Annotated in this window: 10 protein-coding genes and 1 tRNA gene; 6 read left to right on the top strand and 5 right to left on the bottom strand. The window is 33.0% G+C overall.

The annotated features are described in order from the left end of the window. Positions 1–25: 25 nt before the first annotated feature. The 4 genes from FHS04_RS07535 to FHS04_RS07550 all read right to left on the bottom strand — a co-directional run bounded on the left by FHS04_RS07535 (position 26) and on the right by FHS04_RS07550 (position 5,529). Entirely contained in the window at positions 26–2,311 is a 2,286-nt protein-coding gene (locus FHS04_RS07535; RefSeq protein ID WP_106679903.1) for a glycoside hydrolase family 65 protein, read from the bottom strand. 14 nt (positions 2,312–2,325) lie between these two features. Continuing rightward, positions 2,326–2,982 (bottom strand): beta-phosphoglucomutase, encoded by a 657-nt coding sequence (pgmB, locus tag FHS04_RS07540; RefSeq protein ID WP_106679902.1) that lies wholly within the window; start codon positions 2,980–2,982, stop codon positions 2,326–2,328. 1 nt (position 2,983) lies between these two features. Next, positions 2,984–4,357: an MFS transporter gene (locus FHS04_RS07545; RefSeq protein WP_106679900.1), complete on the bottom strand. Its 1,374-nt coding sequence runs from the start codon at positions 4,355–4,357 to the stop codon at positions 2,984–2,986. Positions 4,358–4,488: 131 nt separating this feature from the next. Further along, the gene (locus tag FHS04_RS07550; RefSeq protein WP_106679898.1) at positions 4,489–5,529 is read right to left on the bottom strand and encodes a LacI family DNA-binding transcriptional regulator; all 1,041 of its coding nucleotides are present in this window, start codon (positions 5,527–5,529) and stop codon (positions 4,489–4,491) included. 287 nt (positions 5,530–5,816) lie between these two features. On the opposite strand from FHS04_RS07550, the gene FHS04_RS07555 reads away from it, so the two are divergent. The 4 genes from FHS04_RS07555 to FHS04_RS07570 are packed head-to-tail and all read left to right on the top strand — an operon-like array spanning position 5,817 to position 14,654. Next, a complete protein-coding gene (locus tag FHS04_RS07555; protein WP_106679897.1) occupies positions 5,817–8,936 on the top strand; it encodes a SusC/RagA family TonB-linked outer membrane protein in 3,120 nt (1,039 codons plus the stop codon). 10 nt (positions 8,937–8,946) lie between these two features. Beyond that, complete coding sequence (locus FHS04_RS07560) at positions 8,947–10,491, top strand: RagB/SusD family nutrient uptake outer membrane protein (protein WP_106679893.1); 1,545 nt, start codon at positions 8,947–8,949, stop codon at positions 10,489–10,491. Between the two features lie 15 nt (positions 10,492–10,506). Then, entirely contained in the window at positions 10,507–11,691 is a 1,185-nt protein-coding gene (locus tag FHS04_RS07565) for a SusE domain-containing protein (protein ID WP_106679890.1), read from the top strand. 59 nt (positions 11,692–11,750) lie between these two features. Next, on the top strand, positions 11,751–14,654 hold the full coding sequence (locus FHS04_RS07570) for an alpha-amylase family glycosyl hydrolase (RefSeq protein ID WP_106679887.1): 2,904 nt from the start codon (positions 11,751–11,753) through the stop codon (positions 14,652–14,654). 112 nt (positions 14,655–14,766) lie between these two features. Here the strand turns inward: FHS04_RS07570 and FHS04_RS07575 are convergent. Continuing rightward, a tRNA-Leu gene (locus FHS04_RS07575) sits at positions 14,767–14,848 on the bottom strand. Between the two features lie 120 nt (positions 14,849–14,968). On the opposite strand from FHS04_RS07575, the gene FHS04_RS07580 reads away from it, so the two are divergent. Then, on the top strand, positions 14,969–16,357 hold the full coding sequence (locus tag FHS04_RS07580; RefSeq protein WP_106679885.1) for a dipeptidase: 1,389 nt from the start codon (positions 14,969–14,971) through the stop codon (positions 16,355–16,357). Between the two features lie 129 nt (positions 16,358–16,486). Next, positions 16,487–17,347 carry a DMT family transporter gene (locus FHS04_RS07585; RefSeq protein ID WP_106679883.1) on the top strand — a complete coding sequence of 287 codons (861 nt, stop codon included), beginning with the start codon at positions 16,487–16,489 and terminating at the stop codon, positions 17,345–17,347. The last annotated feature ends 8 nt before the right edge of the window (positions 17,348–17,355 follow it).

Raw genomic sequence — 17,355 nt, forward strand, 5'->3', positions numbered from 1 at the left:
TGTTTTGATGTATTAATAATGATGTTTATTGTACAGTTTTAGCTTGATTGTTTACTATTATATCTAAAGGTTGTCCTGAGATTAATTCAAAATTAGACTCATTTTGAGAAATAGTAACCTTAACAATTGTATCTCTAAAGTTTACTTTAAATGAATATGCATCCCATTCTTTTGGGATTTTTGGTTCAAAATGAAGTTTATTGTCTTTAACTCGCATACCTCCAAAACCTTCAACTATACTCATCCATGTACCAGCCATACTGGTAATATGTAACCCTTCTTCTACTTCTTTATTATAATCGTCAAGATCTAAACGTGATGTTCGTAAATAAAACGCATAAGCTTGCTCCATTTGATTTAATTTTGCTGCCTGAATACTATGCACACATGGCGATAGTGAGCTTTCGTGTACTGTAAATGGCTCGTAAAAATCAAAATGACGTTTTAATTCTTCATCTGTAAAATGATCTTCGAAGAAGTAAAATCCTTGTAATGTATCTGCTTGTTTGATATAAGGAGAACGTAAAATACGATCCCAACTCCATTTTTGATTAATTGGTCTTTGTGATTTTTCTAAATCTTCAACCGTGATTAATTCTTTATCTAAAAAGCCATCTTGTTGCAGGTAAACATTATGTTTATCTGAATAAGGAAAATACATGTTGTTTGCAACGTCTTGCCAAGTTTCCATTTCTTTAGGAGATAAAGAAACTTTATCCATGATCCTGTTATAATCTGAAGTAAATTCTTCTTTTACTTTTTCAATATTTTGTAAAGCATAATCTATACACCATTTTGCTATATAATTAGTGTACCAGTTATTGTTTACATTGTTTTCGTATTCGTTTGGACCAGTAACTCCTAAAATAACGTATTTATTTTTGTCTGAAGAAAATGTTGCACGTTGTTGCCAGAATCTAGCTATACCAATAAGTACTTCTAATCCCATTTCTGGAATGTAGCTATAATCGCCTGTATAACGGTAATAATTAAATATGGCAAAAGCAATTGCACCATTACGATGTATTTCTTCAAAGGTAATTTCCCATTCGTTGTGACATTCTTCACCATTCATGGTTACCATTGGATAAAGCGCAGCACCATTTTTAAACCCTAATTTTTGAGCGTTTTCTATAGCTTTTTCTAAATGATTATAACGGTATTGCAATAAGTTACGAGCTACTTTTTGATCTTTGGTTGCCATGTAAAACGGTATACAATACGCTTCTGTATCCCAATAGGTACTACCACCATATTTTTCGCCAGTAAACCCTTTTGGACCAATGTTTAATCTAGAGTCTTTCCCTAAATAGGTTTGGTTAAGCTGAAAAATATTAAATCTAATACCTTGTTGTGCTTTTACATCACCATCTATAGTAATATCTGACATCTTCCAAATCTCTGCCCAAGCTTGTTTTTGGTCTTCTAAAAGTGAATCAAAACCTTTTGTGTTAGCTTTTGACAATGCTGTTTTTGCTGCCTGAATTAATTGATCCTTCTCATAATTTCTATCTACGGTATAACCACCAAACTTTACTAAACTTGCAGTTTGATTTTGATCAACTTTTACATTATATGAAAATGCAATTGTTTGTTCTGTTGAAGTTGCTTCTGGCGCAATATCTTGCTTTTCATCATTTATAAACGCGTGAGACTGCATAAAGGTGCAGGTATGAAAATTAGTTTTCATGGTATGCGCTTCTATAAATGCTTGATCGTTTATAACTTCAACATTTGTGGTATTCCAAAACTTATCATCCCAATTAGAATCTTCGTTAGTAATACCGCTATCTATACATGGTTGAAACTGAATAGCTGCGCTTCCGTTTAATGGTTTTATGTTGAATTTTATTGCACCAACTTCATCTAAATCTAAACTTAAAAAACGAACGATGTTGACTTCTACCTTTAAATCATTTTGAAGTGTTGCCTCAAAACTTCTAGATAGCCAGCCTTCTTTCATATTTAATTCTCTACGAAAGTTGTCTACATTTTTTGCTTTATAAAGGTCTAAAACTTCTCCATTAATTGTCACGTTAATACCAATCCAACTAGGTGCGTTAAGTACTTTAGCGAAGTATTCTGGATATCCGTTTTTCCACCAACCAACACGAGTTTTATCTGGATAATACACGCCAGCAATATAACTACCTTGAAAGGTTGGTCCTGAGTATTGCTCTTCAAAATTAGCACGTTGACCCATTGCGCCATTACCGATGCTAAATAAACTTTCTGAAGATTTTACGCGATCTACGTCAAATCCTTCTTCTATAATTGACCAATTGTTTGGTTGTATATAATCTTGATTCATTGTTAATGAATAATTTATCTTTTTATTAATTTATCTATAAATGCAGTGTCTATTTCGGTAAAATTTGAAAAGACATAATCTGCTTCATGTAATACGTTTTCTTCCCCTATACCTATAGAAATCATATTTGCTGTATTTGCAGCTTGAACACCTGCAACCGAATCTTCAAAAACAATACAATCTTTTGGGTTTACGTTTAATAATTTTGCTGCAATTAAAAATACTTCTGGATCTGGTTTTGCTTTACTTACGTCATTACCATCTACGATTGCATCAAACTGATTTAGTAAATCTACCTTTTCAAGAATTTGACGTGCGTTTTTACTTGCCGATCCTAAAGAAATAGGTTGATTTTGTGTTTTTAAATAGTTTAAAACTTTTGGTACATCGGGAAGAATTTCCTCGTGATTCATTTTTGCTATAAAGCTTAAATAATCATCATTTTTTGATGCCATTAAGGCATTAAATTTGTCTTCGGAAATAGTTTTATTTCCCCATGCTAAGATTTTTTCAAGAGATTTAACTCTACTTACACCTTTAAGTTGTTCGTTTTGTTCGTGCGAAAAATCAATACCGATACTTTTTGCTAGTTTTTGCCAAGCTAAAAAGTGATATTTTGCTGTGTCTACGATAACACCATCTAAATCGAATATGAAGCCTTTTTTATTCATTTTAATTCTCTTCTATTTGATATGTAATTGCATTTTTGTTTGTAATTAACAGATTGCAAAGTCCAGCTATAACTAAACTTATACCTGCAACTGTCATAGCATTTATTGCTTCTTCACCTAATAATCCAGAGATAAAATTAATACCACCAAGTGCGGCAATAATTTGAGGAATTACAATAAACATGTTAAATATCCCCATGATTACTCCCATTTTCTTAGGGTCTACACTACTAGATAACATAGCATATGGCATTGAAAGAATACTTCCCCATGCAAAACCTATAAGAATAAAGCAATATTTTAGGGTTTCAGGAGTTGCTATATTCATCATTAAAAAACCTATACCTCCTAATATTAAAGAACCCATGTGTACAAATTTTCTATTAATTCTTCTTTTGGAAGTATAAAAAGTTAGTAGTAAAGCAAACGCCATAGATGACAAGCCATAAATACCCATTGCAGAACCTACTAAATTTGAAGATTTTTGAAATGCTGTGTTTGCAGTATCAAAAGCTAGTTTTTGTGCACTGTCTGCCATATCAAAAGCAGTTTCTATAGGTGCTGGAGTATGAAACACATGTTCTGTAAGTGCAGGATTAGCTAAACTCCACATGGTAAAAAATGCAAACCAAGAAAAGAATTGAATAACTCCAAGTTTTTTCATGGTGGTTGGCATACTTCCAATATTGTTTGTTATGTCTTTTATAAAGTTGCTTTTTTGAGCTTTTTCGCGCTCAAATTCTTCCATATCTTCTGGAGGATATTCTGAAGTTGTAAAAATGGTATATAATACGCTTAGTAGAAAAACAAAAGCTCCGATAGCAAAAGCAACTTTTACAGTATCTGTTATTACACCAGAATCTGCAGAGTCACTAACACCAAATTGAGATACCATCCAAGGTAAGTTACTAGCTATCCAAGTACCAATACCAATTATTAATGTTTGTACTACAAAACCATAAGATCTTTGTGAATTTGGTAATTTATCTGCAACTAAAGCTCTAAATGGTTCCATAGACACATTAATTGAGGCATCTAAAACCCATAAAAAACCAGCTGCTACCCAAAGCGCAGGAGAATATGGCACAAAAAATAATGCTAAAGAGCTTAGTATTGCTCCTATTAAAAAGTAAGGTCTACGTCTTCCTAATTTTGGATGCCAAGTCTTATCACTTAAATACCCTACAATTGGCTGTACTATTAACCCTGTTAATGGTGCTGCAATCCAAAGCAAAGGGATTTCGTCTTTACTTGCTCCTAGTGTTTGAAATATTCTAGACATAAATCCGCCTTGTAAGGCAAATCCAAATTGAATCCCAAGAAAACCAAAACTCATGTTCCAGATTTCCCAAAATCCTAACTTCTGTTTTTTCATTTATAGTATTATTAAATTTATACTATTTGATAAGCTGAAAAAACCTATCAAAACTTAAAGGTGAGAAGTAAAAATATAAGTTTTGATTGCCGTAAAGATAAAAAACATTTTAAGATTATATGTTAAAAATCTTATTTTGTAGATTCTCGTTCTATTAAATCTGTTTGAATTGTAAAGGTTTCGTATACCTCTTCTTCGTCTTCTCTCTCTAGATTATTAATTAAAAGTTCTGCTGCTTTTTCTCCCATTTGGCTTGCGTGCTGACTAACTGTCGTTAGACTTGGCACAGCGTGCTTGGACAATACACCATCTGTAAAACCAATTACTTGAAGACTTTCAGGTATTTTTATTTTTAACTTTCTAGCAACTTTCATTGCAGTAATTGCATAGATTTCGTTAACTGCAACTATTCCATCTAGATTTTTGTTTGCTTTAAAAAAGCTTTCTATTTCTTTCTCCAAACTTTCAAGATTTTCTTCTGAAAGTTTTTCGTCATCTACTTTTAAGATAAAGTCTGGTTCTGGAAAAATCTGATGATCTTCTAACGCTTTTAAATACCCTTGGGTTCTTAATTTTCCAACATTTATATAATCCTTTGTTGTAATTAAACCAATCTTTTTACAACCATTTTCAATAAGTTTATTAGTAGCTTTTACTGCGCCTTCAAAATCATCTACGATTACTTTATCACAATTAATTTCATTTATCACACGATCAAACATCACTACTGGCATACCTTGATTAATAGTTTCAGTTAAATGATGGTAATCTTGAAGTAACATTGTTTCTTTTGACACAGAAAGTATAAATCCATCTATACTTCCATTAGCCAACATCTCCATATTTATTACTTCGTTAGAAAAAGACTCGTTAGACAAACCAACAATAACATTATAACCTCTACTTAATGCTTCTTTTTCTATACCGCTTATTACTTTGGAGAAAAAGTGATGAACAATCTCTGGTATAATTATACCTATAGTTTTTGTTTTTCTATTTTTTAAACTTAAAGCAATATTATTAGGTCTATAATTGTAGAGTTTAGCAAAAGCTTGCACTTTTTGTCTTGTATCCTCACTTATCTCAATACTGTTTTTTAATGCTTTAGACACTGTAGATATAGATACATCTAATTCTTTAGCTATTTGCTTTAATGTTACCTTTTTTTTCATCTTAGATACTGTTAATCAATTTGTTTTAGTTGTTTTTGTATTGAGAATTTTATAAATTATCTACTCTAAATTAAGAAGATGCAATTTAAAACACGCTCTAAATGTGATTTTTGCAAAATTTTATGGTCTATTTTGTCAAATAACCAAAAGTTTTCAACACGAAAACGTTTGAGTAACCTGTTAACAAAGGAGTTACGTCAATTTAACATAAATTTTACATAGTTTTATAACGAGAAGTAAAAATATACTTAAAAAATAGACTAATAAAATAATTTAATAGCAATTGTATGAAAACAATTTTTAAAGGGTTATTGTTTGTTTTTATTCTTATCCCATCCTTAATGATGGCACAGAGTACTGTGACTGGTACAGTTACAGAGCAAGCAACTTCATTACCCTTACCAACAGTTAATGTTTTAATAAAAAACACAACTAAAGGTACAGTCACGGATTTTGACGGTAATTATAACTTACAGGCTAGTAACGGTGACGTTTTAGTTTTTTCTTATGTAGGTTTTCTTACACAAGAAGTCGCTTACACAGGTCAAGCAAGAATTGACGTAGCTTTAGTTGAAGATTCAGCCCAACTAGAAGAGGTTGTAATTATTGGATATGGTAGTGTTAAAAAGGAAGATTTAACTGGATCTGTAGATGTGGTTTCTTCTGACGATTTTAACAAAGGAGCCATTCAATCTACGGATCAATTACTTCAAGGTAAAGCAGCAGGTGTAAGAATTACAGATAGTGGTGGATCACCAGATTCTGCTCCTAATATTAGAATTAGAGGTGGAGCCTCTTTAAATGCAGATAGTAGTCCATTAATTGTGATAGATGGAATTCCTGTAGGTAGTCAAAACCCAGCAGGTGTAAGTAACCCTTTATCATTAGTAAATCCTAATGATGTAGAAAGCTTCACGATATTAAAAGATGCATCTGCTACAGCAATTTACGGTTCTCGTGCCTCTAACGGTGTAATTATTATTACTACAAAAAGAGGAACTTCTGGAGCACCACAATTTAACTTCTCTACTACAGTAACTGCTAGTAGCGCTGGAGAAGGTATAGATATGATGGATAGTGATAGTTATGTAAGATTTATACAAGAGTATCATCCAGATTTAGTAGGCAGTCTTGGTGTACCAGTTGGTTCTGTTACAACAAACGAACCTATTAGTTATATCTTAAATACTCCTGATGGAGATAGAGCTATTTATGACACTAACTGGAGAGATGCTATAACTAGAACAGCATTTACATCTAACACTAACTTTTCTGCTAGAGCTAATTTAGGAGAAAACACTCCTTTTAGAGCTTCAATAGGTTACAACAACGCACAAGGTGTTGTAAGAACAGATGATTACGAAAGATTTAGCGCTTCATTTAAATTATCACCTCAACTTTTAGACGATAATTTAAAAATTGATACAAACGCTAAATTAACTTGGGCAGAGAAAAATGCAACAGATGCTGGTGGTGCTTTAGGTGGCGCATTAGTATTTGACCCAACAAAACCAATTTATAACACTTCAGGTATATTTAACGGGTTTTATACTAACTTAAACGCTACAAACCCTAATTTAATTGATGGACAATACAATCCTCTAGCGTTACTTGAGCAACGTGAAAGACCTGAAAAAGCATTTAGATTTTTAGGAAACATAGAGTTTGATTACACTATGCCTTTTTTACCTGAGTTAAAAGCTGTAGTTAATGTTGGTTTGGATGCCTCAAGATCTAAAATTAGAGAGACTTTTGGCGAAGGCGCTTTAGCTACTTATAAGTTAGACGAAAATGGTCAAGGCGTATTTAATCCTGGATTAAATTATGCTGAAAGACAACATATAACTAATACAACTTTTGATGCTTATTTAAAATACGCAAAAAGCCTAGAAGGCTCTTTTGTTAACAATTATGATATTCAGCTAGGATATGCCTATCAAAACTTTAAAACTGATGGAAACAAAGACATCTTTAGTTATGCAGCAACACAAGAAGAAGTAGATGATTTTGATGCAGAAATAGGTAGTCGTTATCTTGTTTTTAACCCTAACAATCCTAATAACAGATACTATAACACTCAAAACTTACAATCATTCTTTGCTAGATCAAACATCAGTATTCAAAATAAATATCTTATAACATTATCTTTAAGAGCAGATGCTTCTTCTTTGTTTGTGTCTGATGATATTTGGGGAGATAACGTTTGGGGATTTTTCCCTTCTGCAGCTCTTGCTTGGAAAGTAAAAGAAGAGAACTTTCTTAAAAATGTAAATTTTGTTAATGATCTTAAATTAAGATTAGGATGGGGTAAAACTGGACAACAAAATATAACACAAATACCAGATGTTGGTTTTTATCCTACTAGCCCACTATTTCTAGCAGGAAGTCAAGATAGTCAATATTTACCTGGGGCTAACTTATACTCTGCTAGACCATTTCAGACTGGTTTAACTTGGGAAAAAACAACAACTTTAAATGCCGGTGTAGATTTCGCTTTATTTCAGAATAGACTAATAACAGGTAGTTTTGATATCTTTAAAAGAGAAACCACAGATTTATTATCTGATGTTATCTTACCACCAGGTCAAGCACTTACAGATAGTTTTGTTAAAAATGTAGGTAGTACTGAAAGTGAAGGTTTTGAATTTAATTTAAATTTAAATGCTATCCAAAAAGAAGATATTAGCTTAAGTATCAACGGTAACATATCTTATGCTAAAACTGAAGTTACTGATTTAGGAGGAATAAACAGGTTAAATATTGGCGGTCAGCTATTAAATACGGGATCTAATTTATTATTCAACTTAGAAGGTAAAGAACCTTATCAAGCTGGTGTTTTCAAACAAGTTTATGATACAGACGGTAACCCAATACCTAATGCTTTTGTTGATTTAAATGGAGACAATCAAATAACTGAAGAAGACAAATATTATACACCTCTTAGACCAAACTGGAATTTTGGTTTTGGACTTAACTTTAACTATAAAAACTGGGATTTTGGTACAACTTTTAGAGGCCAATTAGATGGAAAAGTTTATGACTTAAACGCTTTACGTTTTGGATTTACAGAAAGTGCAGCTCCTAACAATAATACTAGTATCTCTAATGTACTTAATTTTTATAATGGCGCTGCTAACCCTGCTTTTCAAGATGCTAACGGAAATATTCAATTCTCAGATTATTTCTTACAAGATGCAGCGTTTATGAGATGTGAAAATATTATTGTTGGTTATAGTTTACCTAACAATTTTATTAAAAACACAAACATGAGGCTTTACGCATCGGTTAACAATCCTTTTATTATAACTAATTACGATGGACAAGATCCTGAACAATTTGGAGGAATAGATGGTGCGTTTTACCCAAGACCAACAGCTTATACATTTGGTGTAAACTTAGATTTTTAAAATTATGACTATGAAAAAATTAATATTAACATTTTTTGGATTGGCGTTATTTGTAACGATTACGTCATGTGTTAACGATCTAGACACAGAACCAAAAGTAGAGCTTACTCTACAACAGCTTTTAGATCAAGACCCAAATGCAATAGAAGGTCTATTATCTAGACTTTATGCTTCTTTTGCTTTATCCGGACCTAACGGACCAGGAAGTTCGGACGTATCTGACGATGCTGGAGAATCTCCTTTTTTAAGAGGTATTATCAACTTACAAGATTTTACAGCAGACGGAATGAAAAATCGTTGGGGAGATGATGGTTTAGACCAATTAACCACAACATCGCAATGGACTAGTAACAACAAATTTTTTAGATATTTATATAATCGTGCATATTACACAATACCACAATGTAATAACCTTCTAACAGTATTACCAAACGCAGGTGTAGATATACCTGAGTCTATACAAAGCGAAGTACGATTTTTAAGAGCTTTAGCTTACTACTATTTAATAGATACATTTGGAAAAGGAGTTTTAGTTACTGAAGAAAACTCTGGATCATCAGATTTCTTACCAGAAGCTTCTAGACAAGAATTATTCAACTTTGTTGAATCAGAATTATTAGATATAGAACCAACTATTGGAAACGACAATGGTTACGGTAGAGCTAACACATACGTAGTAGATATGTTATTAGCTAAACTATACATTAACGCCGAAGTATACACAGGAACAGCAATGTATACAGAAGCAGCAACTTATATCAATAAAATAATAAATGAAGGTGGTTATCAATTAGAAGAAAATTTTGTTCAAAATTTCTCTGGAGACAATAATGTGTCTAATGAAATTATTTATCCTCTAATTGCAGACGCAGTAAATAGTCAAAGCTTTGGTAACACTACATACATCGTAAATGGTAGTTTAAGTCCTGATACTATTCCTATCTTAGAATTTGGCGCTGCCGAAGGTTGGCAAGGTCACAGGGCAACAGAAGCTTGGTATGGTCTATTTGGAGATTTAAACACATCTAATGATGTTAGAGCAAGTTTATTCTGGACGGATGGTCATAATTACACAATGACAGATTACAGAGAATGGACAGATGGCTATCCTTCAATTAAGTTTAGAAACAACGATTTTAACGAAACACCTACAACAGGAACTTCATTCTCAGGAACAGATTTCCCTCTTTATAGACTTGCAGATGTATATTTAATGTATGCAGAATGTGCTTTAAGAGGCGCTTCTAACACAAACATGAATGATGCCTTAACTTATGTTAATTTAGTTAGAGATAGAGCTAATGCAGATTTAATAAATATGTCAGATTTAACATTAGACTTTATTATAGACGAAAGAGCTAGAGAATTAAACCTAGAAGGACATAGAAGAACTGACCTTATTAGATTTGGTATGTTTACAGGTGGAAGCTACTTATGGCCTTGGAAAGGTAACACCTTAAACGGTACATCAATACCCGATTCTTATAGATTATTCCCTATACCTCAATCTGCTTTAGACGCTAATCCTAATTTACAACAAAACCCTGGTTACTAATTAAAAATTGAAACAATGAAAAATTTTATAAAAATATCAGCTTTATTTTTGACATTATTCTTAAGCTTTACTTCTTGTGAAGAAGATGATAGTTTAGAATTTGTTGCAGCTCCACAAGGAGAATTTGAATTTACTAACACATTCTTATCAGAGTACTCTTTACCTGCTGAAAGCAGTACAAATGATAATATTGGGGTAATATTTTCTTTTAACCCTGCTAATTTTGATGTTCCTACTAACGTATCTTATGAGTTACAATCTTCTATATTAGGAGATTTTTCAGATGCAACCGTAGTTCCTACTTTGTCTAATGCTAATAATCAAATTGAAGTGTCTGTTGGAGAATTAAAGTTATTAGCTGAAACCTACGAAATACCTGTTCCAGGTATGGGTGATTTAAACTTCAGAGTTAGAGCTTATGTTGGTGACCCAATTTCAACTACAGAAAAATTTACACCTATACAATCTATAACTGTAGACTTATTAGAGCCACAGACTGGTGTTGTAGTTAATTGTGAATACGACCAATTATGGCTTGTAGGAGCAGGTGTTCCTGATGCTGGATGGGGATGGGGATCACCTGTAGCATTACCATGTGCTGGAGAAGGTGTGTATTCTGGCGAAGTTACATTACAAAGTACAACAGACGCAAACAATTTTAGATTCTTTACCGATGCAACTTTGGAATGGGCTTCTCCTAGTTTTAATTACCCTTACTTTGCTAATGAAGGATTTGCAATAAACCCAGATTTTGAAGACGCAATGGATGGAGATAACAATTTTGCATTTACTGGAGCTAATGGTACTTATACACTAACTGTTGACTTTAATAATAAAATAATAACATTAGATGCTAGTTGTGAGTATGACCAATTATGGGCAGTAGGTGCTGGTGTACCTGATGCTGGATGGGGATGGGATTCTCCTGTTCAACTTTATTGTTTAGGTTCTGGAGCTTATGGTGCAAATGTTAACTTTGCAAGTACTGCAGATTCAAATAATTTCAGATTCTTTTCTGACGCAACTTTGGAATGGGCTTCTCCTAGTTTTAACTATACTTACTATGAAAACGAAGGTTACACTATTGACCCTGACTTAGTAGACGCTATGGATGGAGATAATAATTTTGCTTATATAGGTGCTGATGGATATAGAGGTATTGTTATCGATACAGTAAACAAAACTATAACACTAAACTAAAAAACAAATAAAAACAAGGCTATTTTCTGATAGCCTTGTTTCATTTTAATAACTAAGGTATGATAAAAAAATTATCTTATATTATCTTTTTAATAGTTGGATGTATCAATGCTCAAGTCTCTCTTGACGTGTCTACTATAGAAGTTGATCAACCTGTAACTATTACTGTAGATACAAATAATTTTGCAGACACTAATTGTAATGGTCTTAACAACCCTTCTAAGGTTTATATGCATTCAGGTATTGGAGACAATTCTAATGCTTTTGGATTTAATGTAATTGGGAATTGGGGACAAGATGATGGTGTTGGAGAAATGACTAATAATGGAGATGGAACTTTTAGTATAACAATAACACCTCAAACATACTACAGCTTATCTCAAGCTCAAGCAGATGCCGCTACTCAAATGGGTGTAGTTTTTAGAAATGCTGATGGTACTGCAGAGTTAAAAGATGAAGGATGTAATGATTACATATTTCCTGTTGGTAGTGTAAAAATAAATCTTAATAATCCATCAAGTACTCCTATTGTTTTAGAATCCGGAGATGATTTAACAATAAGCGCCACTATTGCTTATCAAGGCTCTGTTACCGTACAAGGAAGTTTTGAGGTATTCTACAATAATGTCTCTGTAGCAACAGATACTTGTGGATTTCCTACTTGTAGCACTACAATTCCAAATATTACAGAAAGTGGTACCGTAAAATTTGTAGGTTCTCCTAGTAACACAACAGATACAGGTGAAATTAGTTTTGAAGTGTTAGTTATATCTACCACTACTGAGCAAAATATTCCTGCAGGTTTAGAAGATGGTATAAATTATGATGTCGATCCTACTAAAGCAACTTTAGTTTTAAGCGCTCCAAACAAGGAATATATTCAAGTTGCTGGTAGTTTTAATAATTACAACCCTGACAACTCTTATGCAATGAAAAGAGACCCTAGTACAGGTAAATATTGGTTGGAATTAACAGGTTTGACTCCTAATCAAATAGAAACATACCAATACTGGGTATTTGACTTAGATCCACCAGCAAATTCACCATCATTAGTAAAAACTGCAGATCCTTATTCAACATTAGTATTATCACCATTTGATGATCCTTGGATTCCTGCTGCATCATACCCAAACTTACCAACATATCCTGCAGGTCAAGAACGCGAAGTTACTGTTTTACAAACAGCTCAAACACCATATAACTGGCAAGTCACAAACTTTACTAAACCAAAAAAAGAAGACTTAATTGTTTACGAACTTTTGGTTAGGGACTTTGACGCAGATAGAAATTATCAAGATGTCATAGATAAAATAGACTATTTTAAAAGCTTAAACATTAATGCTATCGAGTTGATGCCTGTTATGGAGTTTGAAGGCAATGAAAGTTGGGGATACAATACGTCATTTCATAGAGCGTTAGATAAATTTTACGGAACAGAAGATAAGTTAAAAGAGTTAATTGATGTCTGTCATCAAAATGGAATTGCTGTAATTTTAGACTTAGCTTTAAATCATGCTTTTGGTCGTAATCCAATGGTACGCATGTGGATGAATGATCCTGATGGAGATGGTTGGGGCGAGCCAAATAGTCAAAACCCATATTTTAATGTAACACCTACACATACTTATAATGTTGGATATGATTTTGATCACTCTAATCCAAGAACAAAAGATTATACAAAAAGTGTTATTAAACATTGGATTGAAGAGTTTCATATAGATGGTTTTCGTTGGGATTTAACTAAAGGGTTTACTCAAAATTGTACATCTGGAGATGAAGGTTGTACAAACAGCTACCAACAAGATCGTGTTGATGTTCTAAGAGAATATGTTGATTATTCTTGGTCACTTGATCCTTATCACTATGCCATTTTTGAGCATTTAGGATCAGATTCAGAAGAGCAACAATGGGCCAATTACCGTATTGGAGAAACTATTCCTAAAGGTGTAATGATGTGGAAAGAAATGTGGAACGATTACAAAAACCTTGGTAATGGTAGTGCTGCGAACATTAGCGGTATGGGAAGTAACGAACATGGGTTTACAATGAAAAGAGCTTTAGGTTATCCAGAAAGTCATGATAAAGACCGTGTAATGTACGAGATGGTAACATTTGGTGCCAGTAATGGTAGTTACGATATTACAGATTTAAATACCGCTTTAACAAGAATGTCTACAATTGGAGCAACTTCTATCATGATTCCTGGTCCAAAAATGTTATGGCATTTTGCAGAGTTAGGAATGGATATTTCTATTTGGACTTGCGACAACGGTGTTGTAAATACTGATTATGACGGTAATAATGATGGTGATTGTAAATTATCCACAAAACCACAACCACAATGGGTAAACAACTGGACAAGTGACCCAAATAGAAGTCAAGTTTTTAACGATTGGGCTAGATTGAACGATTTAAAAATTAACGAAGACGTTTTTGAAGGTGACTACTCTATTGACTCTGGAGATTTAACACCACGTATTTTTATCTGGAATGACGCTATTCCTGCAACTGAATTAAAAAATGTAGTGATTTTAGCAAACTTTGATTTAACAGCTCAAAACATTGTACCAGATTTCCCTTATACGGGAACATGGTATGATTTAATGGATGAAACCAACTCAACATCAATTAATGTAACAAACACAGCTGCAACAATTAATATTCCTGCTGGTGAATTTAGAATTTTTGGCAATGCTTTGCCACAAAGTTTAAGCACTACAAGTTTTGATGTAGAAGATTCTATTAAACTATATCCTAATCCAACTAAAACAACATTCTCGGTAAATATTAAATTAAACAATGTATCGATTATTGATGTTTCTGGAAAAGAAATAAAATCGTTTAATGGTGACTTTGAAAAAGGTCATACTTTTAATGTTGAAGGTATTTCGGAAGGGTTATATTTAATCCAACTTGAAAATGAAAATGGTCAATCTTCAACTCAAAAATTAATTATTAATTAGTCAGGATAAAAATATGCTTTTAAAAAGGCTTTAATCTAATTAGGTTAAAACCTTTTTTTATAATGATTTAAAACAAAAAAAGCTAACTTATTCAGTTAGCTTTTTTACTTTGTACAGGCGGAGAGACTCGAACTCTCACACCTTGCGGCACTAGATCCTAAGTCTAGCGTGTCTACCAATTCCACCACGCCTGCAACTTGTTTCCGTTAATTTCGGATTGCAAATATAATCAATAGTTTCAATTTACAAACAAGTTAATAGCAGATTTTTTTGATTTGCTTTTTGTACTTTTACATAAATCATAAAATTCTCTTATGCAAAACATTTCAACATACGTAAAAGACAACAAACAACGCTTTATTGACGAGCTAATAGAACTCTTAAAAATTCCTTCTATTAGTGCAGATTCTGCTTACAAAGAACATACCTTTAATACTGCAGATGCTGTCGCAGAAAGTTTAAAAAAAGCAGGTTGTGACAACGTAGAAATCTGCCCAACCGATGGTTATCCTATTGTCTATGCAGATAAAATAATTGATAAAAATTTACCAACCGTATTAGTTTACGGTCATTACGATGTACAACCACCAGATCCTCTAGATTTATGGCATTCGCCACCTTTTGAGCCTGTAATAAAACCTACAGACTCACATCCTGAAGGTGCAATTTTTGCACGTGGTGCTTGTGATGACAAGGGACAAATGTACATGCACGTCAAAGCAATGGAGTTTATGACCAAAAATAATTGCTTACCGTGTAATGTTAAATTTATGATCGAAGGTGAAGAAGAAGTTGGTAGCGTTAATCTTGGAAAGTTTGTTAAAGAAAACCGCGAAAAATTAGCTAACGATGTGATCTTAATTTCAGATACTGGTATGATTGCTAAAGACGTGCCTTCAATTACAACTGGTTTACGTGGTTTAAGCTATGTAGAAGTTGAAGTTACAGGTCCAAATCGCGATTTACATTCTGGATTATATGGCGGTGCAGTTGCTAATCCAATAAATGTATTAACAAAAATGATTGCTTCGCTTCATGACGAAAATAATCATATTACCATTCCTGGTTTTTATGATAAAGTTGAAGAATTAAGCCAAGAAGAACGTGCGCAAATGGCAAAAGCACCTTTTTCTTTAGACGCTTATAAAAAATCTTTAGACATTGATGCTGTTTATGGTGAAGCCGGTTACACAACTAACGAGCGTAACAGCATTAGACCAACTTTAGACGTTAACGGAATTTGGGGCGGATACATTGGCGAAGGTGCAAAAACCGTTATTGCAAGCAAGGCTTATGCAAAAATATCAATGCGATTAGTACCAAATCAAGATTGGGAAGAGATTACCCAACTATTTAAAACACATTTTGAAAACATTGCTCCAGAAGGTGTAAAAGTACTTGTAAAACCACATCATGGCGGACAAGGTTACGTAACGCCAATAGATAGTGTTGGTTATCAAGCTGCAAGTAAAGCTTACGAACAAACTTTTGGAAAAACACCTATACCACAACGTAGTGGTGGAAGTATTCCTATTGTTTCACTTTTTGAAGAGCAACTAAAAAGTAAAACCATTTTAATGGGCTTTGGTCTAGATAGCGATGCGATACACAGTCCAAACGAACATTTTGGAGTATGGAATTATCTAAAAGGCATAGAAACTATTCCGTATTTCTATCAATATTTTACAGAGCTACATAAATAAAATTTGGGTGTTTCCACCTTTTGCTTCTAATGGCAAAAGGTGGTCGCGCTTTTCATTATATCTTAATTTTGCCATATATGGCAGCAAAATTAAGGATGTCATTACAATCGCTAACACAACTAACCCAAAGTGAAAGACCAACATTTTAAGCACGTTTTAGAACTTACTTTTGCTACTTTTTTAATAAGTACGTCTGGTGCTTTAGGTAGATACATAGATATGCCTGCTCCAGTAACAATTTGGTGGCGAAGCATTTTAGCAATGCTTATTTTATTGGGTTATTGCAAGTATAAAAACATCAAATTAAACATTCTTTCAAAAAAAGATTTAGGTGGTTTTATAATTGCATCCATCTTTATGGCATTACATTGGATTACTTACTTTATTGCACTGCAAAAATCTAGTGTTGCAATTGGTATGTTATCACTATTTACATTCCCGATAATTACAGCGCTTTTAGAGCCATTATTTTCTAAAACTAAATTTGATATCATGCACCTTATACTTGGTGCAATGGTACTTTTAGGTATTTATATTTTATCTCCAGAAATAGACTTTGAAAACGACGCATTTATAGGCATATTTTTCGGATTGGTTTCTGCTTTGTGTTATGCGCTTCGAATTTTAATAATGAAACAGTATGTAACTACTTATCATGGTAGTCATTTAATGTTTTATCAATTATTAATTATGGGTATTATGTTATCACCTGTATTAATTTTCTTAGACAGCTCTAATATGGTAACCCAATATCCTTATGTGATTATTTTAGCGTTAGTCACTACAGCTTTAGGACATACTTTATTTGTGCAAAGTTTAAATCATTTTAAAGTGAGTACAGCTAGTATTATAGGAAGTACACAGCCTATTTTCGGGATTATTATTGCTTACTTTTTCTTAAACGAAATCCCAACTTGGAACACCTTTTTTGGCGGACTATTAATCCTTTCTACCGTCATTATAGAAAGTCTTAGAACACGAAAGAAATAAAATATTTT

The sequence above is a fragment of the Mesoflavibacter zeaxanthinifaciens subsp. sabulilitoris genome (assembly GCF_014191595.1).
Lineage (GTDB): Bacteria > Bacteroidota > Bacteroidia > Flavobacteriales > Flavobacteriaceae > Mesoflavibacter > Mesoflavibacter zeaxanthinifaciens.

Coding starts and splice junctions, on each gene's coding strand:
- FHS04_RS07550 (WP_106679898.1), bottom strand. CDS start 5,529: ATGAAAAAAAAGGTAACATTAAAGCAAATAGCTAAAGAATTAGATGTA.
- FHS04_RS07570 (WP_106679887.1), top strand. CDS start 11,751: ATGATAAAAAAATTATCTTATATTATCTTTTTAATAGTTGGATGTATC.
- FHS04_RS07555 (WP_106679897.1), top strand. CDS start 5,817: ATGAAAACAATTTTTAAAGGGTTATTGTTTGTTTTTATTCTTATCCCA.
- FHS04_RS07580 (WP_106679885.1), top strand. CDS start 14,969: ATGCAAAACATTTCAACATACGTAAAAGACAACAAACAACGCTTTATT.
- FHS04_RS07535 (WP_106679903.1), bottom strand. CDS start 2,311: ATGAATCAAGATTATATACAACCAAACAATTGGTCAATTATAGAAGAA.
- FHS04_RS07545 (WP_106679900.1), bottom strand. CDS start 4,357: ATGAAAAAACAGAAGTTAGGATTTTGGGAAATCTGGAACATGAGTTTT.
- FHS04_RS07565 (WP_106679890.1), top strand. CDS start 10,507: ATGAAAAATTTTATAAAAATATCAGCTTTATTTTTGACATTATTCTTA.
- FHS04_RS07560 (WP_106679893.1), top strand. CDS start 8,947: ATGAAAAAATTAATATTAACATTTTTTGGATTGGCGTTATTTGTAACG.
- pgmB (WP_106679902.1), bottom strand. CDS start 2,982: ATGAATAAAAAAGGCTTCATATTCGATTTAGATGGTGTTATCGTAGAC.